This is a genomic window from Marinobacter salexigens, assembly GCF_002806945.1.
Lineage (GTDB): Bacteria > Pseudomonadota > Gammaproteobacteria > Pseudomonadales > Oleiphilaceae > Marinobacter > Marinobacter salexigens.
The window spans coordinates 912,542-937,008 of sequence record NZ_NIHC01000001.1; the positions used below are offsets into that span (position 1 = coordinate 912,542).

The 24,467-nt window shown below is 54.4% G+C and carries 18 protein-coding genes and 1 pseudogene; 6 read left to right on the plus strand and 13 right to left on the minus strand.

The features are described from left to right. The first annotated feature begins 93 nt into the window (after positions 1 to 93). Entirely contained in the window at positions 94 to 1,497 is a 1,404-nt protein-coding gene (locus tag CDH47_RS04275) for an FAD-binding oxidoreductase (RefSeq protein ID WP_100638560.1), read from the plus strand. After that, a complete protein-coding gene (locus CDH47_RS04280; protein WP_100638561.1) occupies positions 1,497 to 2,180 on the plus strand; it encodes an SIR2 family NAD-dependent protein deacylase in 684 nt (227 codons plus the stop codon). The genes CDH47_RS04275 and CDH47_RS04280 overlap by 1 nt, the downstream gene beginning before the upstream one ends. 196 nt (positions 2,181 to 2,376) lie before the next feature. On the opposite strand, the gene CDH47_RS04285 is transcribed toward CDH47_RS04280, so the two are convergent. The 5 genes from CDH47_RS04285 to CDH47_RS04305 form a co-directional block, all read right to left on the minus strand. Continuing rightward, a complete protein-coding gene (locus CDH47_RS04285; protein ID WP_100638562.1) occupies positions 2,377 to 3,687 on the minus strand; it encodes an ABC1 kinase family protein in 1,311 nt (436 codons plus the stop codon). A 43-nt stretch (positions 3,688 to 3,730) separates the two neighbouring features. Next, positions 3,731 to 4,393: a fumarylacetoacetate hydrolase family protein gene (locus CDH47_RS04290; protein ID WP_100638563.1), complete on the minus strand. Its 663-nt coding sequence runs from the start codon at positions 4,391 to 4,393 to the stop codon at positions 3,731 to 3,733. Positions 4,394 to 4,449: 56 nt separating this feature from the next. After that, positions 4,450 to 4,992 (minus strand): adenine phosphoribosyltransferase, encoded by a 543-nt coding sequence (locus CDH47_RS04295; protein WP_100638564.1) that lies wholly within the window; start codon positions 4,990 to 4,992, stop codon positions 4,450 to 4,452. Between the two features lie 31 nt (positions 4,993 to 5,023). Continuing rightward, positions 5,024 to 6,322, minus strand: a complete 1,299-nt coding sequence (locus tag CDH47_RS04300; RefSeq protein ID WP_100638565.1) for an NCS2 family permease — start codon at positions 6,320 to 6,322, stop codon at positions 5,024 to 5,026. Positions 6,323 to 6,491: 169 nt separating this feature from the next. Then, positions 6,492 to 7,109 carry a trimeric intracellular cation channel family protein gene (locus CDH47_RS04305; protein ID WP_100638566.1) on the minus strand — a complete coding sequence of 206 codons (618 nt, stop codon included), beginning with the start codon at positions 7,107 to 7,109 and terminating at the stop codon, positions 6,492 to 6,494. A 225-nt stretch (positions 7,110 to 7,334) separates the two neighbouring features. On the opposite strand from CDH47_RS04305, the gene CDH47_RS04310 reads away from it, so the two are divergent. After that, entirely contained in the window at positions 7,335 to 8,315 is a 981-nt protein-coding gene (locus CDH47_RS04310) for an NADPH:quinone oxidoreductase family protein (RefSeq protein WP_100638567.1), read from the plus strand. 425 nt (positions 8,316 to 8,740) lie between these two features. Here the strand turns inward: CDH47_RS04310 and CDH47_RS04315 are convergent, their stop codons facing one another. The 8 genes from CDH47_RS04315 to CDH47_RS04350 form a co-directional block, all read right to left on the minus strand. Continuing rightward, entirely contained in the window at positions 8,741 to 10,564 is a 1,824-nt protein-coding gene (locus tag CDH47_RS04315) for a long-chain-acyl-CoA synthetase (protein ID WP_100638568.1), read from the minus strand. Between the two features lie 33 nt (positions 10,565 to 10,597). Further along, complete coding sequence (locus CDH47_RS04320) at positions 10,598 to 11,425, minus strand: SDR family oxidoreductase (protein WP_100638569.1); 828 nt, start codon at positions 11,423 to 11,425, stop codon at positions 10,598 to 10,600. Further along, a complete protein-coding gene (locus CDH47_RS04325) occupies positions 11,422 to 13,392 on the minus strand; it encodes an acetyl/propionyl/methylcrotonyl-CoA carboxylase subunit alpha (RefSeq protein WP_100638570.1) in 1,971 nt (656 codons plus the stop codon). The genes CDH47_RS04320 and CDH47_RS04325 overlap by 4 nt, the downstream gene beginning before the upstream one ends. A gap of 154 nt (positions 13,393 to 13,546) precedes the next feature. After that, positions 13,547 to 14,365, minus strand: coding sequence for an enoyl-CoA hydratase/isomerase family protein (locus CDH47_RS04330; RefSeq protein WP_100638571.1), 819 nt, complete (start codon positions 14,363 to 14,365; stop codon positions 13,547 to 13,549). A 68-nt stretch (positions 14,366 to 14,433) separates the two neighbouring features. Continuing rightward, positions 14,434 to 15,591, minus strand: coding sequence for an acyl-CoA dehydrogenase family protein (locus CDH47_RS04335; protein ID WP_100638572.1), 1,158 nt, complete (start codon positions 15,589 to 15,591; stop codon positions 14,434 to 14,436). A 100-nt stretch (positions 15,592 to 15,691) separates the two neighbouring features. Beyond that, positions 15,692 to 17,308 carry an acyl-CoA carboxylase subunit beta gene (locus CDH47_RS04340; protein WP_100638573.1) on the minus strand — a complete coding sequence of 539 codons (1,617 nt, stop codon included), beginning with the start codon at positions 17,306 to 17,308 and terminating at the stop codon, positions 15,692 to 15,694. 10 nt (positions 17,309 to 17,318) lie between these two features. Further along, positions 17,319 to 18,185: an SDR family oxidoreductase gene (locus tag CDH47_RS04345; protein WP_100638574.1), complete on the minus strand. Its 867-nt coding sequence runs from the start codon at positions 18,183 to 18,185 to the stop codon at positions 17,319 to 17,321. Positions 18,186 to 18,335: 150 nt separating this feature from the next. Then, a complete protein-coding gene (locus CDH47_RS04350; protein ID WP_100638575.1) occupies positions 18,336 to 20,132 on the minus strand; it encodes an acyclic terpene utilization AtuA family protein in 1,797 nt (598 codons plus the stop codon). A gap of 156 nt (positions 20,133 to 20,288) precedes the next feature. Here CDH47_RS04350 and CDH47_RS04355 point away from each other — a divergent pair, with 156 nt between their 5' ends. From CDH47_RS04355 to CDH47_RS04365, 3 genes and pseudogenes are all read left to right on the plus strand, one after another. After that, positions 20,289 to 20,903, plus strand: a complete 615-nt coding sequence (locus CDH47_RS04355) for a TetR/AcrR family transcriptional regulator (protein ID WP_100638576.1) — start codon at positions 20,289 to 20,291, stop codon at positions 20,901 to 20,903. A gap of 297 nt (positions 20,904 to 21,200) precedes the next feature. Beyond that, a pseudogene (locus CDH47_RS04360) lies at positions 21,201 to 21,470 on the plus strand (TRAP transporter large permease subunit); the annotation flags it as partial. A gap of 283 nt (positions 21,471 to 21,753) precedes the next feature. Then, the gene (locus CDH47_RS04365) at positions 21,754 to 24,444 is read left to right on the plus strand and encodes a S8 family serine peptidase (protein WP_161494474.1); all 2,691 of its coding nucleotides are present in this window, start codon (positions 21,754 to 21,756) and stop codon (positions 24,442 to 24,444) included. The last annotated feature ends 23 nt before the right edge of the window (positions 24,445 to 24,467 follow it).

Genomic DNA, 24,467 nt, shown 5'->3' on the forward strand with positions numbered 1-24,467 from the left:
CCGGTTCGTCTGGATCAAGTGAGCGGATAAGTTGTTATCTGAAACGCTTTTTTCAAGAGAATTCGGCCCAACCCCGACGAGACTGATGCATTCATGAACTCTGAACAGATCATTGCCTCCCTGAAAGAGCTGTTAGCGACCGGTGAAGCGCCTGGAAAGATCCTGACTGACCCGGCCGATCTCGAGAATTATGGCAAGGACTGGACGCGAATTTACGCGCCTGATCCGATTGCCGTGGCGCTTCCTAAAACCACGGAACAGGTTCAGGCCCTGGTGCGTTTCGCCAATGAAAATCGCGTGGCGCTGGTTCCATCAGGTGGTCGTACCGGCCTCAGCGCAGGCGCAGTGGCAGCAAATGGGGAAGTGGTCGTTGCTTTAGATAACATGAACCAGATCCTGGATTTCAGTGCCGGCGACCGGCTGGTTCGCTGCCAAGCGGGTGTTGTAACAGAACAGCTGCAGAACTTTGCGGAAGACAAGGGGCTGTATTATCCGGTGGATTTCGCGTCAGCCGGCTCCAGCCAGCTGGGTGGAAACATTTCGACGAATGCAGGCGGCATTAAAGTAATCCGCTACGGTATGAGCCGAGACTGGGTGGCCGGCCTGAAAGTAGTTACTGGCAAAGGTGATATTCTCGAGCTGAACAAGGACCTGGAGAAGAACAACACAGGCTACGACCTGCGTCATCTCTTCATCGGTGCGGAAGGTACACTCGGCTTTATTACAGAAGCCACCATGAAGCTGACGCGCCAACCGAACAACCTCACCGTACTGGTTCTTGGGCTGAACGACCTGAGCAACACCATGGATGTGCTCAAAACCTTCCAGAGCGGCCTTGACCTGACCGCTTACGAGTTTTTCTCCCACGAAGCCATAGGGCACGTGCTCGCCCACGGCCAAGTGCCCGCTCCCTTCGAAACCGAAGCGCCTTACTACGCGTTGCTGGAATTTGAAGCGACCTCAGATCAGGTGATGGACGACGCCATGAGCCTGTTTGAGCAATGCATGGAAAAAGGCTGGGTATTGGACGGGGTCATCAGCCAGAGCGAAACCCAGGCCCAGAACCTGTGGCAGCTACGAGAGCGCATCTCGGAATCCATTGCGCCCCGCCTCCCCTACAAGAACGATATTTCTGTGGTTGTCTCCAAAGTTCCGGAGTTTCTGCAGGAAATTGACGCCTTGGTGGCAGAGCAATACCCGGATTTCGAAATCATCTGGTTTGGCCATATAGGCGATGGCAACCTGCACCTCAACATTCTCAAGCCTGAAAGCATGGCAAAAGAAGACTTCTTCGAAAAATGCCAGCAGGTTAACAATTGGGTGTTCGAAATCGTTGAGAAGTACCAGGGCAGCGTCTCCGCCGAACACGGCGTGGGCATGACCAAAAAGCCCTACTTGCAATACACTCGCAGCGAAGCAGAAATTGCCTACCTGAGAGGGATCAAGCAAGTATTTGACCCCAACGGAATCATCAACCCAGGAAAGATATTCGACTAATGCAACGGCATATCGTAGTACTCACCGGCGCTGGCATCAGCGCCGAAAGTGGCCTCTCCACCTTCCGCGATAACGGTGGGCTTTGGGAGCAGCACAGCGTATACGACGTTGCCACCCCCGAAGCCTTCGCCCGCAATCGCGAGTTAGTCCTGCGCTTCTACAACGAACGCCGCCGCCAACTCGCCAATGTGCAACCAAACCGCGCCCACACATTGCTGGGTGCGCTGGAACAGCATCACCGCGTAACCATCGTCACCCAAAACGTAGACGACCTCCACGAACGCGGCGGCTCCAGCAATGTAATCCACCTTCACGGCGAACTCACCAAAGCCCGAAGCTCCGTCAACCCGGAACTGGTTTACGACATAGGCTACCGAGACATAGAAGTAGGAGAAACCTGCGAACACGGCGAACAACTCCGCCCTCACATCGTTTGGTTCGGCGAAGAAGTCCCCATGCTAGAAGCGGCCGCCGACATAGTTCGCACCGCCGACGACCTGCTGATCGTAGGAACCTCGCTGCAGGTTTATCCCGCAGCGGGACTGATTCACGAAGTGGAGCGGGATGTACCGATTACGGTGATCGACCCCGGCGAAACGGCGGCTGTTTCCCGCGCAAGGGTTATCAGAAAAGGTGCAGGAGAGGGCGTTGCCGAATGGGCAGCAAATTTCTTGGCCAGATAAGTATCGGCGTCAGGTAGTTTGGAAATTTGTGAAGAGTTTATAGAGCAGCGAACTCAATTGTACGATAGGCCTTGGCGGGAGATGGCTCCCAAAACTGTGCGGAGCCATGGATGGCGGAGCCAAGCGTACACGGACGTATCCACAGCGTGTTTTGGGAGCCATCTCCCGCCAAGGCCGTTAGCACCGTAACCAGAATTCAAGATGACTCGGCAAGATACCTACGAAGCTCCTCCCCAAAAGCCGCCTGAACCCCCAGCCGCTTCAGCATCCAATAGTGCCCCGCAATCATCCGGTCAATAAAAATACTCTCAACCGGCGGCTTGAACGAATCCAGATACTTGAACACCGTACTCGTCTTCGCCGCCACCCGCTTATGAATACTCGATTCACCAAAATCATAAGGTTGCTCGGAATCAAACGGTACCACAAGAATATCCCGCCACATGGCATAATAAGCTTCATCAATCGCCGGCTGGCTTTGAACCCTTGCACCCAAATCGATCAGATACGCATCCAGCGCCTTATAATCTTCAGCCAAAGCCGCCGTAACCGCATTCCGATAAGCTTGAACAATCTCCGGCTTCAGCTTCTTAACACAGCCGAAATCGTACATCACAATGCTGCCATCAGGCCGATAGGCAAAATTCCCTGCGTGAGGGTCGCCATGAATGCACTGAAAGCGGAATAGCTGGTCTGCCATAGTCGTAAACATACGGTGGCCAATCAGGTTGATCGTATCCTGATCGTAACGTTCCGGTGTCACCTCGCTCACATGATCGCCTTCTTCAAGCGTCAACGTAAGCACATGGCGGGTAGAGTGACTGGAGATAACCGCAGGAATAACCACCCATGGATCATCCTTGTGAAACGCCCGAAACAACTCAATGTTCCGAGCCTCATTCTCGTAATCCAGCTCTTCCCGCAGGCGCTCGCGAATTTCATTGAAAAGCTGATCCACGGATTCTTTCGGCATTTTCAGCAAGCCGCCAAGCTTCAGCGCCAGGCGCAACTGCTTCAGGTCGGAATCACAGGATTCATCCACACCCGGATATTGCACCTTCACAATGACATCTGTGCCATCGTGCAGCCGGGCACGATGCACTTGGCCAATGGAGGCTGCGGCGTAGGGTTTTTCCTGAAGATACTCAAACAACTCGCCAACCGGCTTGCCCAGCTCGCTTTCTATCTGCTCAAGAATAATCTCGAACGGCATAGGGGGGGCTTCTTTCTGCAGCTTTTGAAGCGCATCTGAAAACTCCCGGGGCAGGAAGTCCTGTGTTTGAGACGCAATCTGCCCCACCTTCATGGCTGCACCTTTCATTTCACCGAGGGTGTCGGTAATACGATTAGCCATGCGGGTATAGCTTTCGCTTCGTGCGCCGTCGTCATTCTCGCTGCTGAACATGCTGCGGGCTTTTTGGCCTGCATACTGGCCTGCCACTGAGGCAGTCATGCCGGCAAGCTTGAAGAAACGACCACTGCGTGAGGTAACCGGTTTTTTTGCCATGCCTGACTATACGTGCTCTTTGGAAAAAAGGTGTCAGCCCACGTTAAACTACTTTGGTAGAAACCGACAGCAGATCCTCTAACTGCAGCGCCAGAGTTTGGCCTGAGTGCAGGGGGCCAACGCCCTTGGGAGTTCCTGTGAGCACTACATCGCCCGGCAACAGGGTGAACTGGCTGCTGATATGAGCGAGCAGTGGAGTGATCGGGAACAGCATATCCCGGGTATCACCACTCTGTTGGCGTTGTTCGTCAATATCCAGGCTGAAGATAATGTGATCGTTGCGAAAGTGTTCTGCCGCCACAAAGGGAGTGAGCGGGCAGGCACCATCAAAGGCTTTGGCCCGCTCCCAGGGGTGCCCGTTTTCTTTCAGCTGGCTTTGCAGTTCCCGAAGGGTCAAATCCAGCGCCAGGCCGTAACCGAGAATGGCCGTCTGGGCTTCGCTGGCTGATGCGTTGGTCAGAGGCTTTCCAATCAGCACTGCCAGCTCGGTTTCGAAATGCACCTGGCCCTGACCAGCAGGAAGGCCAAGAGGCCGTGTGACATGCACTGCAGAGGTAGCTGGTTTGATGAACAGCAAAGGTTCTGCAGGTACCGGATTGTTGAGTTCCTTGGCGTGTTCGGCGTAGTTCCGGCCAACGCAAACAATCTTGCCCAGTGGCAGATGCACCGGTGTGCCATCTTTCCAGTGGTGCTGATACTGATCCATAGCGACCTCCCAATGCTCTATCGGTGCTTTAACGCGCACCCGGCGGGGCGAAACCCTTATTCGCCCTCAAATGAACATACAGTATAGACCTTCAGTTCCTCTTCCTGCAGTTTGGTGGATCCGCCAAGATCAGGCAGGTCAATCATGGCAGCCACTTCGATAATCTCAGCACCAATACGGCGAATCAGCCGGCTGGCGGCCAGCATGGTGCCACCGGTGGCGATCAGATCGTCCACCAGTATCACTTTATCGCCGGGTTTGAACGCATCCTGGTGTAGCTCTACCGAGGCGGTTCCGTATTCCAGCTCGTAGTCCTCCACCAGAGTGTCGAACGGTAGCTTGCCTTTCTTACGCACCAATACCAGTGACGCATTTAACTCGTAAGCCAGCGCTGAACCAATGATGAAACCTCGCGCATCCACCGCAGCCACGGCGTCAACTTCATGGCCGTGGTAGCGGTGTACGAAGGCATCAATCAGCTTCCGGAAAGCCGTTTTATCCTGCAGAACCGTGGTTATGTCCCGGAAGTCGACACCAGGCTTCGGCCAGTTTGGCACTGTGCGGATGGCTTGTTTGATGCTTTGAGAAAAGTAATCCATAAAAAAGTCAGGCTCTTATACCGGGCGCAGGTCAACCTGCGTCCAGAAACAGAAATTTCAGGATGAAAACGACAGAGATCACTACGACACTGGCATTAAGGTCAGACCAGCGCCCACTCAGCGCCTTGATGACTGCGTAAGTGATGAAGCCCAGTGCAATGCCGTTGGCGATGGAAAAGGTCAAGGGCATAACCAGTGCAGTAACCACTGCGGGAGCGGCATCTGTGATGTCTTCCCAGTCTATCAGTTTCAGTCCGCCGGTCATCAATACCGCAACGTACAGCAGAGCTGGCGCTGTGGCATAGGGCGGAATAATGCTGGCGATGGGGGCCAGCAACAGGCTGGCAAGGAACAGCAGGGCCACAACCACGGCTGTGAGGCCCGTGCGCCCGCCCGCAGAAATGCCTGCTGTGGACTCAATGTAGCTGGTGGTGGTTGAGGTGCCGAGAGCAGCGCCAGACATGGTGGCCACAGAGTCAGACATCAGCGCACGGCCGAGGCGTGGCAGTTTGCCATCTTTATCCAAGAGGCCACCGCGTTGAGCAGCACCGATCAGCGTGCCGGAGGTATCGAAAAGATCCACAAAGAGAAATGCGAATACGATGCTGATCATGCCAACGTTCAAGGCTCCCGCAACATCCAGCTCCATAAAGGTAGGCGCAAGGCTTGGCGGAGCTGACACAAAACCGTTGTATTCCACCATGCCCAGCATCATGGCAACGGCCGTTACCGCAATAATACCGATCATCACCGAGCCGGTTATACGGCGGAATGAAAGCGCGCAAATCAGAACGAACCCGCCAAAGAACAGCAGGCTCTCGGCCGACTTGAGCTCGCCCAAGCCAACCAGAGTGGCTGGGTTGTCTACCACAATACCGGCATTTTTAAGGGCGATTAGAGCCAGGAAAAAGCCGATACCCGCAGAAATTCCGAAACGCAGGGACAGAGGAATGCTGTTGATGATCCATTCGCGGATCTTGAAAATACTCAACAGGAAGAAGATCAAGCCAGAGAGGAAGACTGCACCCAGTGCGACTTCCCAGCTATACCCGAGACTGCCTACAACCGTGAAGGCGAAGAACGCGTTCAGCCCCATACCCGGTGCCAGAGCGATGGGGTAGTTTGCCCACAGACCCATAATCAGGGTACCAATGGCCGCCGCCAGGCAGGTTGCAACAAATACTGCACCGTAATCCATTCCGGTGGTGGACAGCATGTCCGGGTTGACCACGATGATGTAGGCCATGGTCAGGAAGGTGGTGATGCCCGCAACCAGTTCTTTACGAACGTTGGTGCCATGGGCCTGGAGTTGGAACAGTCGTTCGAGCATGACGGGTGTCTGCCTCTCAGGATGCCAATGAGTGTAAGGTTTGGGAGTGCGTTAAGAACGGAAAACGGTTGATAATCGAAAAAATACGCGTGAAAAAACGGTAATCTTACCGGTTGCGGGTTGTCACGCCAAGTGATGTTTGAGAGTACAGGATCACAGGTTCGGTACTTCAGCTTTGTAACGGGTCGCGTTGCAGCCGGATATCAAAACGAACCGCAGCCATTCGAACAATTACGATGAAGAGAAGACCGATGGTAAGCGCCAGAGTTTCGCTCTCAAGTGCCCACTGGCAAAGGAAATAGAGCCAGCAACCGGCGAACGAAATGGACGCATAAATCTGGTCTTTGCGGAAAATAAAGGGTACTTCATTACAAAGAGTGTCGCGCAGGGCTCCGCCGAAGGTGCCGGTCATAACTCCGAGCATGGAAGCGATAAACCACGAATGCCCCAAGTCCAGAGCCAGCTGCGCACCCAGTATCGAGAAAATGCCTAGCCCTATGGCGTCTGGAAATACAATCCAGGATTCGCGCATACGCTCAGAACGCTTCCAGTAGCTGAATACGATCGCCATGGCGAGAATCAGGATCGGCTGTTCTTCATGCTTGATCCAGTACAGCGGGTGGTTAGCCATGATGAGATCGCGCAGGGTTCCACCGCCGAGGGCAGTAATAAACCCGATAGCAAACACCCCCACTGGGTCCATGTTTTTGGAGCGGGCCACCAGCATGCCGGAGATTGCAAAGGCAACAATCCCTATCATTTCAAGCACGTAAATTATATCTGGCATAGTAAACCCTGAAAGTTGGGCGGGTGGTTTTTAAACAGCTCACATCAGGAGCGCGAAGAATAGCGGAAAACCGCGCCTGATTCATCTCCAAGGCTGCGAGGAGATTAAGGTATCTATAAGTTGTGCTTATAGAGCTGGATTAAGTTTCTTTATTTGCTTCATGGTGAGAGTCTGTTTAGCTTGATGTAATTCAATAAAAACAGATTTTTATCAAAAGGAGTCCCCATGAAAGCAATCCTTTGTAAAGAATATGGTCCTGCCTCAAGCCTGGTCATCGAGGATGTACCCAGCCCGGAAGCCAAGGGTCGAGGTGTTAAGGTGCGTGTTAAGGCAGCGGGTCTGAATTTTCCCGATACGCTTATTATTGAAAACAAGTATCAGATTAAGCCAACTCTGCCATTTTCCCCAGGTGGGGAATTGTCTGGTGAGGTGATTGCCGTGGGCGATAAAGTAACCCGCTTCAAGGTTGGCGATAGGGTTGCCGGCTTGACGGGATATGGTGCCTTTGCTGAAGAAGTTATTGTGCCTGAGCACAACTTGCTGCCAATACCAGAAGGCATGAGCGACGAGAAAGCCGCCGGTTTTACTATGGTTTATGGCACGTCTTATTACGCTCTCAAACAGCGCGCCAATATCCAGCCAGGCGAAACTCTTCTGGTATTGGGTGCCAGCGGTGGCGTAGGCCTGGCAACAGTAGAATTGGGCAAGGCGATGGGGGCTCATGTTATTGCTGCGGCCAGCTCCGCTGAGAAGCTTGAGGTTGCCAAGGCGGCTGGTGCGGATGAGTTGATTAATTACACAGAAGAATCTGTGAAGGACGCAGTAAAGCGCCTGACCAAAAGCAAGGGCGTAGACGTTATTTACGATCCTGTAGGTGGTGATTTCACCGAGCAGGCTTTGCGAGCGATGGCTTGGAACGGCCGCCACTTGATTGTCGGCTTTGCTGCCGGCGATATCCCCAAAATCCCTGCGAACCTGACCTTGCTGAAGGGCTGTTCGGTTGTTGGTGTGTTCTGGGGCAGCTTCACCCAGCGCGAGCCGGAAGCAAGTGCCCAGAACATGATGGAGTTGATGAAGCTCTATGCTGAAGGCAAGATTGATCCAAAAGTCAGCGAGGTCTTCGAGTTTGAGGATTATGCTAAGGCCTTGGGTGCTCTGTCTGAGCGACGGGCTACCGGGAAGGTGGTGCTTAAAGTCGGTTCCTGAGTATCGTAGCCTGATTTTTTGAGTGCAGAGCCGCGGCTGACAGGCCTCCCCAAAAACCGCTACGAGCACATCCATGTGCGCTTGTCGGTGGCCGTCCTTGGCCACCGGCATTTTTGGGGAGGCCTGTCAGCCACGGCTATCCGACTTCTCAGATATATCAAAGTTCAAATGAATTTGGCGGATAAAGCTCGGACGGTGTTTGATATGAGGGTTTCGTGGGGCTGAAATCTTAGTGTTTTAGTTTCAGGCAAGCGAATAACTCTGGTCGCGTTGGTGGGAACCCCCTCCCAAAAATGTCTGCGGCCATGGACGGCCGCAGTCAAGCGCACACGGATGTGCTCGTAGCGGTTTTTGGGAGGGGGTTCCCACCAACGCAGCCCTTCAGCTGTGTAGGCGCGGGCATTAACTAGCCGGCACCACCAACGTCAAAAACTAAACTGCCCACCATCAATATCCGCTACCAGTTCGGGAGTCAGCAGCGTGTAGCCCTCAGTTTTAGGCAGCCACGCATAAATCGTCTCGTTGGAACCCTCCAAACTGTAGCCGGCCTTTTGGATATCCACCTTGCGGTACTTGAACGTGCCTGTTTTCTCGATAGCATCAGTCACACGCACGAACACAGGCACAGCATAAGCGGGCAGGTTCGCTCGTAAATAGTCCAGCAGCTTGTTGATATCGAAGTTGGTGTTATCAGGAACCAGAGTCACCATGCCGGCCTTGCCGTTGGTTTTCGGGATCTCTACGCCGTAAACGATGGCTTCTTCCACCATGCCGGAGCCATCAATGATGTTCTCCACCTCGTTGGTTGAAACGTTCTCGCCTTTCCAGCGGAAAGTGTCACCCATACGATCCACAAACTGCAGGTGGCGGCAGCCAATTTCTCTTAGAACGTCACCCGTATTGAACCAGGCATCGCCTTTTGCGAAGGCATCTCTGATGAGGGATTTTTCGGTGGCTTCTTTCTGGGTGTAGCCTTCAAACGCCCATTTCTTGGTGTTCTCGCTAATAAGCAGGCCTGGTTGTCCTTTTTCGGCTTCTTCCAGTGTGCCTTTCTCATTGCGAATCGGGTCGCGGGTGCCGTCGTGAAATTTCACCAGTTTGTACGGCGCTGTAGACATGCCGACAGTGTTATCCATATTGAAGAAATTACTGAAGCCGACGTTACCTTCGCTGGATGCGTAGAGTTCCGAAACGGTTTCGATACCGAAACGGTCTTTGAACTCTTTCCAGATAGAAGGACGTAAACCATTGCCCAGCATTTTGGTCAGGCGATGGTTGCGATCCTGGTCACTGGGTGGCTGATTCAACAGGTATCTGCAGAGTTCGCCAATGTAGCCGAAGACTGTTGCATCGTAGCGTCGTACGTCGTCCCAGAAGGCGCTGGCAGAGAATTTTCGGCGAAGGGCGAAGGCAGATCCTCCCGCTAATGCAGCACTCCAGCACACCACAAGGCCGGTGCCGTGATACAGCGGTAGGGTGCAATAAAATACGTCATCCGGAGTCAGGGAAAGCGCCATCAGGCCGAAGCCGCCATAGGCTTTCACGAACTTGGTGTGTGATCCGGGAGCCGCCTTGGGTAGGCCGGTGGTGCCGGAGGTAAACAGGTAAATAGCTGTATCTCCGGTTCTGGGTGGGTCACTCAGTTCCGGATTGTTGCTGTTAAAGGTGCTCACCAGCTGAGCCATGTTGGCATAGCCTGCAGGCGCATCACCAAAAGAGTTCAGGGTGTTGGTGTCAGCGAGGAACAGAAATGGCGTAGGGTGATCAAGTAGAAGGCCGGCTTTGATGTCGTCAATTGCAGGTACCAACTCTTCGCCAACCACGATCATTTTGGGTTTAACCAGGTTGATGCTGTGTTCCAGCACTTTTCCTCTCTGGGAGGAGTTCAGCATGGCACAGGCAACGCCAATCTTGGCGGCGCCTGAAACCACTGCCAAAATTTCCGGGCGATTCTCAAGCAATACTGCAAGTGAATCGCCCTTTTTCAGACCTTGAGCCTGAAGATAAGCCGCAATGCGATTAGACCAGGCATTAAACTCGCCCCAGGTGATGCTGCGATCCTCAAACAAAATAGCCGTGCCATCACGGTATTTTTCGGCATTCTTCTCTACGAGAGTTCCGAGGGTGAGAGGTTTGCGTACATCCTTCACTGAGTAATAGTAATAGCCTTTGGCAATTGCCGGGAGTCGTTTGAAGACTCCAGGCAGGCTGCGCATTAGGTCCATCCCGGTAATTTTATCTTGGCTCATGGTCTTTCCATCAGTTGTTTTTATAGGCTTAGGCTAGTCCAGGTAGAGGTCTGGCAACAAAGGCTTGTCATTGACCTCATTGCGGTACTTGTCAAAGTCGGTTACACCATCCTGGCGCAATACATCTTCGTCGATAAGGTTTTGGCCTGTCATTTCATCTACGGTGCGGTTCAGGATGCTTACCGCAGCATCGGCCATGATTGCAGGGGTCCGGCCTTGAGCCATCATTTGCTCTCCACCAGCTTCATGCTGAATGGCCGCGGTGGCAATGATGGTTTTTGGCCAAAGAGTGTTAACGGCAATGCCGTAGCGCTTGAATTCCTGAGCCATGCCAATGCTGATCATGGTCATGGCGTATTTTGTAGAGGTATAAGGCCCAAAATGTGCAAACCACTTCGGGTCAAGGTTCAGAGGTGGCGACATGCTCAGGATATGGCCGCGTTCTGACTTTTTGAGCCAGGGCAAGGCAGCCTGACTGCAGGCTAGTACTGCGCGAGCATTTACTTGGTGTAAGAGATCAAAACGGCTGACCTTGAGTTTTTCTACACCAGCGAGACGAATGGCTCCGGCATTGTTTACCAGGGCATCAATACCACCAAAGTGCTCAGCAGCCTCATCGATACGCTGCTTTATCTGATCTTCATCCCGCACGTCGAGTACCAGTGGTAGAGCTTGCCCGCCTGCCGCGCGCACTTCGTCGGCAACAGTGTGAATAGTGCCTGGCAGTTTCGGGTGCGGAGTGTCTGACTTCGCCGCGATTACAACATTCGCGCCTTGTCGGGCACAGGCGAGCGCAATATCACGGCCGATACCACGGCTGGCGCCAGTGATAAATACGGTTTTGTTTTTCAGCGTGTTCATTCGTCATTCTCCTGTTCGGATGCTTCGCCAGTGGTGACTTCCACCAGCAACTGATTACGCTTAACCTGATCACCTTTGCTCGTCAAAACCTGAGCAACGACACCGTCGCAATCCGCTTTAACCGGGTGTTCCATTTTCATGGCTTCGAGTATCACGAGGGTGTCACCTTGGCGCACTGTTTGCCCAGGCTCTGCCAGCACGTCGATGATCGCACCATCCATTGAGGCCTGGATGCGCCCGCTGCCGGCACCGTTGGCACCTGCTGCCGGCTGGTGGGTAAGATCAGTGACTGACCAGGATTCTCCGAACGCCTGTAAATATAGAGAATCTCCAGCCCGGTGATATTGGCAACGTTGACGGATGCCGTTGTCGATAATGCATAAGGTGCCGTTATCCTGGCTGCTAACAGTCAATTCGTAGCGTTCGCCGCCAAGGCTGCAGGACACGCTGTTGCCGCTGCTTTGCACCAGCAGTTCAACCGTTTCGTCGCCGATAGCCAGCTTTATAGGAGTGTTGGTGGCAGGAGCGTTGCTCCAGGCTTTGTTTCCGTCTGTGTCGTGGGCCAGGACACAGGCTGCGATGGCAAGCTGGCGGATTTCCAGTTTGGCTGGCTGCAATGACGGGTCTTCGCTGAAGCTCTGTTGCAGGAATGCTGTGGTTGCTTCACCGGCGCCAAAGGTGCTGTCGGCAATGATGCGGCCGAGGAAGTACCGGTTGGTTGTGACTCCAAATACGGTTGTATCTTCCAGAGCGCGGATCAGGCGGCGGCGTGCTTCATCCCGGTTTTCACCCCAAGCGATGACTTTTGCAAGCATGGGGTCATAGTGCGGTGTAACTTCATCACCGGAGCGCACACCTGTGTCATAACGCAGGCCTTCGCCTTCTGCGGGCTGGAAAACATGCAGGGGGCCGGTCTGAGGCGTGAAACCGTTGGATGGGTCTTCCGCGTATAGCCGGACTTCGATGGCGTGGCCGTTCAGTTCGATGTCATTCTGAGCCAGGGGTAATGGCAGGCCTTCTGCAACGGTAAGCTGCCAAGCCACCAGATCCTGCCCGGTGATCAGTTCGGTAACCGGGTGTTCCACTTGCAGGCGGGTGTTCATTTCCAGGAAGTAGAAGTTCCGGTCTTTGTCGACGAGGAATTCGACGGTGCCAGCACCTTCGTAATTACAGGCCAGCGCCGCTTTAACGGCAGCTTCGCCCATGGCGGCCCGGAGTTCGGGGGTCACGAACGGTGAAGGTGCTTCTTCAACGACTTTTTGGTGTCGACGCTGTACGGAGCAGTCCCGCTCGCCGAGGTATACGGCATTGCCGTGCTGATCGGCGAATACCTGGATTTCCACGTGGCGGGGTTCGATTACCGCTCTTTCGAGTATCAGTTCGTCGTCGCCGAAGGCCTGTTTGGATTCGGAGCGTGCCCGCTTGATGTTGTCGGCCAGTTCGGATTCGCTGTGAACGAGGCGCATGCCTCGGCCACCGCCGCCGGCAGAGGCTTTAATCATCAGCGGGTAGCCGATGTCGGCTGCGGCAGCAATGAGTTCGTCGTCGCTGGCGTTGTCGCCTTCGTATCCGGGAACAACTGGCACACCGGCTTTTTGCATGGCAATTTTAGATCGCCGCTTGCTGCCCATGAGTTCGATGGCGCCCGCTGGGGGGCCTACGAATACGATGCCGGCTTCTTTGCAGGCGTTGGAGAAGCCTGAATTCTCGGAGAGGAAGCCGTAACCCGGGTGGATGCAGTCGGCGCCAGTTTTGCGCGCGGCATCGAGTATGGCGTCGGCATTCAGGTAAGACGCGGATACTTGTGCGGGCCCAATGCAAACGGCTTCGTCTGCCAATTCGGTGTGCATGGCATTGGCGTCAGCCTCGGAATATACGGCGACGGTGCGGTATCCGAGGGCTTTGGCGGTACGAATAACGCGTACTGCGATTTCGCCCCGGTTGGCTATTAGTAACTTTTTCAGCATAGCGCTTGTCTCGTAAATTTGTGCCTGTCCGTGAGGGGCGGCGAGAAAGTGTTCAGGAAACCGCTACGAGCACATCCATGTGCGCTTGACGTCGGCCATCCTTGGCCGCCGACATTTCCTGAACACTTTCTCGCCGCCCCTCACTCCCTCTAATTTATTTCGTGTCTGCCCAGGCTGGTGGACGCTTTTGCATGAATGCCATGGTGCCTTCAGTGCCTTCGCTGCCTCTGACAGCAGCTGCGAACATTTCGGCCGCGCTGTCGAGCAATCCACTCATGGGTTCATGGCCAACTCGATGGAGAAGGGCTTTGGTTTGTGCGGTGGCATTCGGGGCACAGTTGCGAATGCGCTCCAATGTGTGAGCCAGCATGTCTTCCAACTCCACATCTGATGCAGCAGCTTGGTGAACAATGCCTAGTGCACAGGCTTCTTTTGCATCGACTCTAAGCCCGAGCAGCGCAAGTCGGCGCGCTTGTGTCAGGCCAATCCGTTCAACGACAAAGGGTGCAATCTGAGCTGGGAGGATGCCAAGAGAGGTTTCGGGCATTCCAAACTTTGCTGTAGGCCCGGCTATTGCTACGTCCGATACGCAAGCCAAGCCAAAACCGCCGCCCATTACAGCACCCTCGGTGACCGCAATGACGACTTTGGACGACTCATTTACCTGTTGGATCATGGCTCCAAAGGCGCGGTTAAGGCGGTAGAAAGGATCGGCAGTGCCTTCTTCGGCTTCTTGGTTGCGAGCGCCTGCCATGTCTTTGATATCGCCGCCGGCGCAGAAGTGCCCACCTGTACCGCGGATTACAACAGCGCGTACGTTCGGGTCAGATTCTATTTGGGTGAAGATTGCAGCCAGCTCATCCACCATCTGAAGGCTCATGGCATTGCGGGATTGTGGACGATTGATAGTGATGTGAAGGACTGGCCCCTGTGTTTCCAAAACCAGTGTTTCGCACTTAGGCAAACTTTCCATTTTGATGACTCCAGGAATAATGTTTGGGCCCGGTGAATCGGGCCCTTGCCAAAATCAGGGCTGTAACCTTACGAATTCTTGCCCGGAAGAATGCCCATGAATTTGCAGATGATTCCCAGCATGATTTCATCTGCACCGCCCCCAATGGAGCCCAGGCGAACATCGCGGTAAGAGCGGGAAACAGGGTTGTCCCACATATAACCGTTACCACCCCAATACTGGAGGCAGCTGTCTGTTACTTCACGACCCAGGCGACCGGCTTTTAGCTTGGCCATGGAGGCGAGTTTGGTGGCATCTTTGCCTTCAATATGCAATTCGCAGGCCTTGTAGGTCAGGGCGCGCAGGGCTTCTACTTCGGATTGCAGCTCAGCCATGCGGAAATGAATAACCTGGTTGTTGATCAAGGCAGTATCGAAGGTCTTGCGTTCACGGCAGTATTCAATCGTTTTTTCTATGCAGGTTTCCATTCCTTTGACAGCGTTGGCGGCTGCCCACATGCGTTCTTCCTGGAACTGCATCATTTGCATCATGAAACCGGTGCCTTCCGCTCCGATACGGTTGCGCTGGGGTACGCGCACATCATCAAAGAACACCTGGGCAGTCTCGGAGGAGCGCATACCCAACTTGTTCAGGTGCGGGCTGAAGCTGATGCCCGGGGAATTCATGGGTACTACAATCAGCGATTTGTTTTTGTGTGGTTTATCGTCGCTGGTGTTAGCCAGCAGGCAGATAAAGTCGGCCTTTGGGCTGTTCGTGATCCACATTTTCGAGCCGTTGATAATGTAGTCATCGCCGTCTTTTTTTGCGGTGGTTTTAAGCCCGGCCACGTCGGAGCCAGCACCTACTTCACTCACGCCAATGCAACCCACCATATCGCCGGCGATTGCCGGTCTAAGGAAAGTGTGCTTCAGCTCATCAGAGCCAAAGCGGGCGATTGCCGGTGTACACATGTCAGTCTGAACGCCAATCGCCAAGGGGACGCCGCCGCAATTGGCTGTGCCCAACTCTTCGGCCATGATGAGGTTGTAACTGTAGTCCAGCCCCATGCCGCCATACTCTTCAGGTTTGTGGATGCCCAGCAAACCCAGATCCCCCAGCTTTTTGAATAGCTCATGAATAGGAAACGCGCCGGCTTCTTCCCACTCGTCACAATGAGGGTTGATCTCTTTTTCCACAAAGTTGCGGACTGTTTTTCTGAGGGCTTCGTGTTCGGCTGTGAATTTCACGGTGATATTCTCCTGCTATTTTTTCGGTTCGTGCCCTGGTAAATCGAAGCACGATTTCTATTGTTTGTTGTCAGTACGTCGCTAGTTTTCGTCGCTCCGGTCAGAGCCGGGCTACACCGAATGTGTTGGGGCGTAACTTGCGCGCTTCGCCTTCTCGGCAGATGTCGAGTACCAGCGCCACAACTTTTCGGGTGTCCCTTGGGTCAATCAGGCCGTCGTCCCATAGCCGAGCCGTACCAAACAGGGCTGTGGAGCCATCTTCCAGCTTCTTGGCAGTGGCTTGTTCCAGAAAGTCCAGGGTTTTGGGGTCTGGCTCTATGCCGCTCCGGCGCTGCTTGTCTTCCGCTACTATGCGCAAAACCTTGCCGGCTTGAGCTGGACCCATTACCGCCGTCCTGCTGTTGGGCCACGCGAAGATGAAGCGGGGATCAAGGCCGCGACCACACATGGCGTAGTTGCCGGCTCCGTAAGAACCGCCTATCACGACAGCGATTTTAGGCACGCGACAGTTGGCCACCGCCTGAATCATTTTAGAGCCATGTTTGATAATGCCGTTCTGCTCCGAGTGGGTGCCCACCATGAAGCCAGTGGTGTTATGCAGGAACAGTAGCGGCGTGCCTGCCTGGTCGCAGAGTTGGATAAACTGGGCTGCCTTGGCGCTGCCGGCCGGGGTGATCGGGCCGTTGTTGCCGATGATGCCGACGGAGTGTCCTTCTATGCGAATGGTGCCGCATACGGTCTGGTTGTCGAACTCGTTCTTGAAGTCCATGAACCTGGAACCATCGGCAATGCGGGCAAGAATTTCACGAACGTCATAGGGCTTTTTGGAATCTGAGGGAATGACCCCCAGCAGTTCGTCCGCCGGATAAAGAGGCTCCTCCCACTTCAGCTCGCGCTGCGGGGGTAGTTGTTCATTCCATGGCAGGGCTTCCATGATGTTTCTGGCCTGGCGAATGCCGTCTGCGTCATCTTCAGCAAGGTATTCTGCGGTACCCGCAACCTGCGCGTGCATTTCTGCACCGCCAAGCTCTTCGTCATCGGCTATTTCACCGGTTGCAGCTTTTAGCAGTGGCGGGCCGGCCAGGAACATTTTCGCCTTGCCGCGGATAGCGATTACGTAATCCGACAAGCCGGGCTGGTAAGCACCGCCGGCAGTGGCGTTGCCATGCACAACGGTAACCTGGGGAATGCCAGCAGCAGACATCCGGGCTTGGTTAGCGAAGCCCCGTGCGCCCTGCACAAAAATATCCGTAGCGTAATTGAGGTTGGCGCCGCCACTCTCGGAAAGCGAGACAACCGGCAGTTTGTTCTCTTTGGCGATCTGCTGCAGGCGCAGGGTTTTATCCAGACCTGCAGGCGTGATGGTGCCGCCTTTTATGGCGCTGTTGCTGGCGAGAATCAGGCAGCGGATACCGCTAACGGTTCCGATGCCAGCAATGATGCCGCCGCCGGCCATGCTGCCGTCTTTGTCATCGTGCATTTTGTAGCCAGCCAAAGAGCAAAGCTCGAGGAACGGCGTGCCACGATCCAGCAAACGGTTGATGCGATCCCGGGGCAGGAGCTTTCCACGCTTGGTGAACTTTTCCCGTGCGGCTTCCGCCAGATCGAGAACTTTCTGCTCTACATCACGGAAGGTGCGGATGTGTTCTTCCATAGCCTCGGTGTTGCCACGGAATTCATCCGATTGCGGGTTAACGCTGGTTTCCAGTGTTTGCATAAACGTATCCTCAATCCTCGCTGAGCACTTTGGGCGTTACAGCCCGGTGGAAGCCATTGAAGGGCTCATTGTTTTTTGCTTTGGGCAGCGGCCATATTCGGGTGCCTTGGGAGGCCGCGCCGTCTATACGCAGGCAGTCGCCGCTGATAAAGGACGCGCCGGGGCTTAGCAGGAAGCATATTGCAGCACTGATTTCTGATTCAGTGCCCATGCGTTTAATGGGTACGTTATCGCCAAGGCTGCGAATCCATTGCTTCATGTGCTCGGGGTAGTTGTCCATACCGCTGGAAGCGATCCAGCCTGGCGCTACGGCATTCACCCGAACGCCAGAGGTGCCCCATTCCACAGCGGCTGTCTGAGTAAAGTTCACCATGCCAGCCCGTGCTGCCCCCGAGTGCCCCATGCCGGGCATACCGCCCCACATATCCGCCACAATGTTCACGATGGCACCGCCAGTTTTCGACAGCGCCTGGGTGTAGGCTTCCCGTGCCATCAGAAAGCCGCCGGTGAGGTTGGTGCGAACCACTGTTTCCCAGCCTTTCTGATTGATGCCAGCGAGCGGGGAAGGGAATTGTCCACCGGCGTTATTGACCACGCCATTCAGGCCGCCATGCTCTTCAATAATCGCCTTCACCGTGGCTTTAACCGATTCTTCTTCACGGATGTCGCACACGTGGGCTGAGGCAATGCCACCGTCTTCAAGTATCTCTGCTTTTACAGCTTCAACTTTTTCGACTTTACGGCCCACTAGCGCAACTCTGGCTCCGAGGGAGGCCAGCTCATGTGCTGTACAACGGCCAATGCCAGAGCCGCCGCCGGTGACGATAAATGTTTGACCCTTGAATAAATCAGGGTGAAAAACGGATTGATAGCTCATAACTTCAAAGCCTTCTCTAATGTTCGGGCGCTCAGGCAGGGAGGGGTCTCCAGGACTGTGAGCAGCAGGGATGCTGCGCTCAAGCCTACAAGGACGTATTTACGGCGTGTCCTGGAGACCCCTCCCTGCCTGAGTGCGTGCACCACAAAATCAGGAACGAACCAGCCCCGAAGGCACCGGCACCGGAAACTCAAGCAACTGCTGCGCAAACGCCTTGCCTTGTGGATCAATGCGCAGGCTGGCAACGCCACCTCCACCCAAGCTGTGTTCCAGCAAGAAGTTGAAGGCGTTAAGACCGGGGAGTGTCCAGCGAGTAACCTTGCCGCTTTCCGGATTCAACGTGTGTTCCATCCATTCAGCCACGGCTTCTTCGCTCAGCGCGGCTGCAATAAAAGGAACGAACTCAGGTTTGCGCGCGATAACACCAATGTTGCTGTGGTCACCTTTGTCACCACTGCGAGCCCATGCCAGGTCAATTAATGGCACAGTGGTGTCGGTTGTCGATGCGGCTTCAATTGGGGCTTGATCCTTGATCATGCCGGGCTGGAAGCCGCCGGCGCTGTCTACGGAAGCAGGGGTTTGCTCACCGTTCAGGTCAACAGAGACAGCAACCTCACTCTTGGGAACCAGGCACGAATAAAGTCGAATCTTTGGCCACACGGAGGGGCGTCCTCCCACAATGCCTGTCAGGCCTGGCGCCATGCCGGTAGCAGCTTGTGCAATTTCACGGGAGAACAGTACCAGAGCGCCTTTCTTTGGATGAGCTGCACTGATTTTAACGATGACTTCCCGGCTACCTTGGCAGCGCCCTTGCTTACCGTATGTGGTTTCTGTGCCCAGCAGCTCGACACTGGTTTCGGTATAGTCCGGCAGGCCGCGCTCCTGGAACAGGCGTGATGTTTTCGTAAGAATGGCATCCGCCACTGCCTGGGCTTTTTTAGGGGCGTCGATGCCAGCAAGCAGGAAGGTTGCGGTACATTTGAAGCCATCTGGCCAGGTGCCAGATACCTTGTAACTGTCGGTGGGCGGCAAACCGCGGGCGCCTCGAACGGTTACACGGTCTGGCCCGCTTTCTATGAGTTCGACATCCGTAAAATCGCAGGTAACATCGGGCAGTAAATAGGCGCGCGGATCGCCAATCTCGTAAACCAATTGCTCAGCGACCGTGCCACGACTTACCAAGCCACCTGTGCCTTCCGGTTTGGTAACTACGAACTCACCACTTGCGCTGACTTCAGCAATCGGGAAGCCCATATCCGCGAATCCCTCAGCAACGTCTTCCCAGTCGGTAAAGTTGCCGCCGGTAGATTGGGCTCCGCACTCCAGCAAGTGACCTGCAAGGCTGGCTTGCGCCAGCTTGTCGTAGTCCTTCCAGTCCCAGCCGAATTCGTGAACCAGAGGTGCAAGCACCAAAGCACTGTCCACCACCCGGCCAGTAAGAACAATGTCTGCACCCTGGTCCAGGGCAGCCGCCAATCCAGATGCTCCAAGGTAAGCGTTCAGGCTAACCATCATTGCGGGCATAGGTGCGCCGGTCGCCATTTCGGTGATGCCAGCTTTGCTCAGGGCCTGTTTTTGCGGGAGTAGGTCATCCCCGAGTACCAAGGCAATTTTCATGTCTACGCCGGCTTTTTCGCACAGGGCTTGTAGCGCATCGCGGCAAGCTACCGGGTTCACGCCACCGGCATTGCTAAGCACGCGAATCCCTTTCTCTTTGATGTCGGCCAGTAGCGGCCCCATTACTGTTTCAACAAAGTCCCGGGCGTAGCCTTGGCTGGGGTCTTTCATCTTCTGGCCCGCCATGATCGACATGGTGACTTCGGCCAAATAGTCAGAAACCAGATAATCAATATTACCTTTGTGAACCAGTTGTGCTGCTGCCGTTTCGGTGTCGCCCCAGAAAGCGGAGGAACAGCCGATCCGGATAGTCTTCGGTGAGTCAGTCATGTCTGTGCATCCTGTAGCTGTGTTGCCTTGAATACCAAGAGTGTGTGCTGGCAACCGTTTAATCATTGACTAGACGATACCAAGCAAGCGCTTGGTTTGTAAACAGGCAAATCTAAGGTAGAATGCAGATTCTTTGTAAAGCCGCTGGATACGCCCGTGAATCAAGAAAAAATACTTCAGTCACTCATCGCAGATAACCTGGTTTCAGCCTCAGACAGTGCCCGTGGCCGGCTGCTGCGGGAAGCCGCCCGGCTATTCCGGGAAAAAGGCTATGAGCGCACCACGGTGAGAGACCTGGCCGCCGCGGTGGGCATTCAGTCGGGAAGCCTTTTTCATCACTTCCGTACCAAAGAAGAAATTCTTAAAGCGGTTATGGTTGAAACTATCAGGCTGAACACGGCTGTGATGGAAGCGGCGATTGGAGCGGCCAAATCCAATCGGGAGAAATTGAGGGCGTTGATAAGAGCAGAGCTTGAATCTATTAATGGCCAGACCGGTGAAGCCATGGCTGTTCTCGTATACGAGTGGCGCAGTTTATCTGAAGCTTCTCGTGCCGAGGTGCTGGAACTTCGGGATGGGTATGAGGCGCTCTGGCTTGGAGTATTGAATGCCCTGAAAGAAGAGGGGGCATTGAGTGCCGACCCATTTGTAGTGCGCCGTATGTTGACCGGCGCGTTGAGCTGGACGGTTACCTGGTATCGCCCGGATCGTGGTGATTTGACCCAGGATGGCTTGACCGACCAGGTAATGGCTATGCTGGGTTTGGGCTAGGTGGCGGTCCAGCGTTTTGTTGAATTTGTGAACTGGTTATCCGTGATTTGATCCTCTGATGTAAGTACCTGCTTAGTTTTAAAGTTATTGTTTTATATCAAAATATCCTTCGTAAAAACGTCTCGAACCAGGCCATTGGCCTGATGAGCACGGATTGCTCGGCAGACGAGCCATTTTGGTAGTACAGATTTCAACGCACTCTTGCCCCCGGAATCACAGGACTGGTTGTGATTCCCGCAGATAAAAACAAAGCAGAGTGATTTGATAACTACTATCTTTTGAACCCGAATGCTGTGGACTCGCCTGCCAGAGTTACTGTTGAACGTGATCAAACCCTACAACCTGCCGGTACCCATGCTGGCTTCGATCATTATCTTTGCAGCGGCCTTCCCCACGGCGTTTACCGGTGCATCTGGCATCTTCATTCTTGCCGTTGGCGGTGTGGTTTACGATGAGTTGCGCAGGGCAGGTGCAGGCAGGCAGTTGGCGCTTGCGACCACAGCCATGTCGGGCAGCCTCGGAGTAGTGCTAAACCCCTGTTTGCTGATAACAGTAGCCGTGAAGATAACGAGTCCCGCATACAAGCGTTCTGGGGTCACGGTTATCGGCATGGTGATGGCTCCCTTGCGGCCTTTCAGGCATCGTTACGAGCGCTTGTTGTTACCCATAGCCGTTATGGGGCCAACGTTGTTGCTGGTCGCCTTCGTGCCCATGATCTTTTACGCAATCTGAGCCTGCCCACATTCAACAAAAGCCGCCTCCGGAATCTCCCGAGGTGGCTTTTTTTATGCGCCCCGCACCCATGTGTTTGCGTATACTTGTAGCCAGATCAAAACAGAGGCTAGTGCGCATGTCGGTTATTCTAAAAGCAGCAACGCATTTCAGATATGCCATGCTGGCGGCACTAGGCGTAGCCCTGTGGGGTTGTGATGGAAGCTCTGGAAGTATTGAAATTAACCCGGCTAGCGTTGCGCTTTCGGGGAGCATTGCTATTGAGTCCGGAACGCGGGTAGACGCGGATGATGCGGACACTCTGGCATTAAGCCTAACGCCGTCTTCCAGAGCTCAATCCTTACCCCAGGAGTTCATTCTTGCGGGGTATGTGAGTGCCGAGGCTGGAACCTATCCTTCCCAGGGCGGAAGGCCCGGTACCACCTATTCTCAAGACCCGGTTGATACTTATAGCCTGCCGCTGCACCCAAAACAGAGTATTGCCCTACAGGCATTTTCTGCCAGCGATGTACCATCTTCGCTCACCTTGTCATTGTTCAGTGCTGGCCGCCTTATTGATCGTGTTTCCACCGGAAGCCAGTCTGTGCCTGTGCAGCTGACTTTGCCGGAGCCAGAGTCCTCAGGCACATACACCCTGAGGGTGGAGGCTACGGGTGCTCAGCCCATGCTTTATATTCTCTCAACTTCAGTGGCAGGCAGTGAACTGGCTACTCAATACCACTGGCCGGACCATGATTTTGCCGATGGCGAAGCCATTGTAGTGTTGTCTCAAGAACAAACCTTGGCGCGCTCGTCGATGAGAGCAGCAGATGTGGACTTTTCGGACGAGTTGGCTCCTGGAGTCTGGTTGGCGAAAGCGCCTTTGCAGGCTGCTCGAACCAGCGTAAATCGGAGCAAGGAGTCGACACTGGAATGGATAGGTTCTTTAAATAAACGCGCCGACGTTCTTTCAGCTACGCCTAACTACACTATGCAGGCGATGCAAACACCAGTGGATGAGCCGCTATATAGCAACCCGTCAGTGGGGCAGCAGTGGCACTATGAATTGATCAATGCGCCTATTGCATGGCAGATCGCCCAGGAAGGGGCGCGCGGCGTAACCGTGGCTGTATTGGATACAGGGATCTTTGGAACCCCCGGGCGCTGGCATAGCGAGCTTAACGATAACGTATTGAGTGGTTGGGATTTTGTGTCCGAAGCTTTTGACAACGACGGCGCGCCGGGGCGGGACAACAACCCTGCGGACCCCGGTAATGCGGTTGGAGCCAGCGCATATCATGGCACCCATGTGGCAGGCACCATTGCTGCTTCCGTCAACGGTGCTGGTGGGGCAGGTATTGCCTACAATGCGTCTTTGCGCCCTGTACGGGTGTTGGGTGAGGGGGGAACAGGCTCGTCTGCTGATCTACTGGCAGCATTGCATTGGGTTGTCGATTCACCAAGCTCGACACCTCGCGCTGATATCGTCAACCTGAGCCTGGGAGGCCTTCCTTATCAGCAGTCACTTAAAGATGTCATCGATGCAGGAGTCGAGCGGGGTATCGTTTATGTTGCTGCTGCGGGTAATTCGGCTTCTACAGCCGCATCTTATCCGGCAGCATACGACGGAGTGTTTTCCGTGAGCGCTGTTGATGGGGCGGGAGAGCTGGCAACTTATTCTAACTCTGGCAGCTGGATTGATCTGGCAGCGCCAGGTGGAGATGCCAGCCGCGATGCTAACGCAGATGGCCGCAGTGATTTGGTCAGCAGCACCAGTGCGAGCCTCATTAACGGCAGTTTGAAGGAGACTTACATTGGGTTGCAGGGAACCTCTATGGCGGCTCCCCACGTGTCCGCCGTCTTTGCGCTGATGAAGAGCCTGAACCCAGATTTGAATTACAACGATTTGAGTGCGCTGCTAGTGGCCGGCGAGCTGACCTTTCAGGACTGTGAAGCGTCGCCATGCTCTAAAAGGCCAGATGTGGGTTGGGGACTGCTGGATGCAGGGAAATCAGCCTTGGCAGCCTCGGTAGGCTTTGTGCCAAACCTGCTAACTTCATCGCCAGCCATTGTAAGTTTGACTTCAGAAGGGGCGGATACTGCGAGTGTGACGCTAAAAGTGTATGGCAGTAATCCGGTCGATGTCACCATTGAGTCTGTGTCTTTAAATGCACCCTGGGTGCAACTGGATTCAGCCCCTGTAACTGGTGATTCAGGTACGGACTTCCCAATCACTTTAACTTTGCTTCCCGAACAGCTGGAGGCTGGGGTCTCGGCTCGGACGGTCATTGTTGTGGAATACAAAAGTGATCAGCTTCGCAGGCTGGAAATTCCGGTGATTGGCCAGCGGGTGACGGATCAACAAGCTCGTGACGCCGGTCGGCATTTCGTGCTTTTGGTAGACCCCGAGCCAGAGGGAGACTTTTACACCACGGTTGCACAGACCAGTACAGTAGTAGATAACGGGCGCTATTCGTTCACCTTTGTTCCTGATGATGGGGTTGACCCGAAAAGGCTCAATGAAGTGCCGCCGGGTCGTTATATTCTGGTGGCTGGGTCTGATTTAGATAATAACGGTCTCATTTGTCATGCTGGCGAAGCCTGTGCCGAATACCCGGTAGCCGGTCTCAGACAGGAAATCACAATCAGCCCAGGGGTGCCTGTTACGGGCATAGAAATGACAACCAGTTACTCTCGGCCTGCTGTATCCGCTGCCACGCCAGATATTTTGCCCCGTCCAGGGTTTAGAGGTTACGAGCTTTTGCGGGAGCAAGAAACGCTCGTTTCAGGCAGCCAGTCAGAACATAAATTAGTTGGAGCAGAGTATTGATGGCAGTGTGCAGAAAGTTAGTT

Excerpts from the sequence above, each read along its gene's own strand:
- CDH47_RS04275 (WP_100638560.1), top strand. The coding sequence starts at position 94 with ATGAACTCTGAACAGATCATTGCCTCCCTGAAAGAGCTGTTAGCGACC.
- CDH47_RS04280 (WP_100638561.1), top strand. The coding sequence starts at position 1,497 with ATGCAACGGCATATCGTAGTACTCACCGGCGCTGGCATCAGCGCCGAA.
- CDH47_RS04285 (WP_100638562.1), bottom strand. The coding sequence starts at position 3,687 with ATGGCAAAAAAACCGGTTACCTCACGCAGTGGTCGTTTCTTCAAGCTT.
- CDH47_RS04290 (WP_100638563.1), bottom strand. The coding sequence starts at position 4,393 with ATGGATCAGTATCAGCACCACTGGAAAGATGGCACACCGGTGCATCTG.
- CDH47_RS04295 (WP_100638564.1), bottom strand. The coding sequence starts at position 4,992 with ATGGATTACTTTTCTCAAAGCATCAAACAAGCCATCCGCACAGTGCCA.
- CDH47_RS04300 (WP_100638565.1), bottom strand. The coding sequence starts at position 6,322 with ATGCTCGAACGACTGTTCCAACTCCAGGCCCATGGCACCAACGTTCGT.
- CDH47_RS04305 (WP_100638566.1), bottom strand. The coding sequence starts at position 7,109 with ATGCCAGATATAATTTACGTGCTTGAAATGATAGGGATTGTTGCCTTT.
- CDH47_RS04310 (WP_100638567.1), top strand. The coding sequence starts at position 7,335 with ATGAAAGCAATCCTTTGTAAAGAATATGGTCCTGCCTCAAGCCTGGTC.
- CDH47_RS04315 (WP_100638568.1), bottom strand. The coding sequence starts at position 10,564 with ATGAGCCAAGATAAAATTACCGGGATGGACCTAATGCGCAGCCTGCCT.
- CDH47_RS04320 (WP_100638569.1), bottom strand. The coding sequence starts at position 11,425 with ATGAACACGCTGAAAAACAAAACCGTATTTATCACTGGCGCCAGCCGT.
- CDH47_RS04325 (WP_100638570.1), bottom strand. The coding sequence starts at position 13,392 with ATGCTGAAAAAGTTACTAATAGCCAACCGGGGCGAAATCGCAGTACGC.
- CDH47_RS04330 (WP_100638571.1), bottom strand. The coding sequence starts at position 14,365 with ATGGAAAGTTTGCCTAAGTGCGAAACACTGGTTTTGGAAACACAGGGG.
- CDH47_RS04340 (WP_100638573.1), bottom strand. The coding sequence starts at position 17,308 with ATGCAAACACTGGAAACCAGCGTTAACCCGCAATCGGATGAATTCCGT.
- CDH47_RS04345 (WP_100638574.1), bottom strand. The coding sequence starts at position 18,185 with ATGAGCTATCAATCCGTTTTTCACCCTGATTTATTCAAGGGTCAAACA.
- CDH47_RS04350 (WP_100638575.1), bottom strand. The coding sequence starts at position 20,132 with ATGACTGACTCACCGAAGACTATCCGGATCGGCTGTTCCTCCGCTTTC.
- CDH47_RS04365 (WP_161494474.1), top strand. The coding sequence starts at position 21,754 with ATGTCGGTTATTCTAAAAGCAGCAACGCATTTCAGATATGCCATGCTG.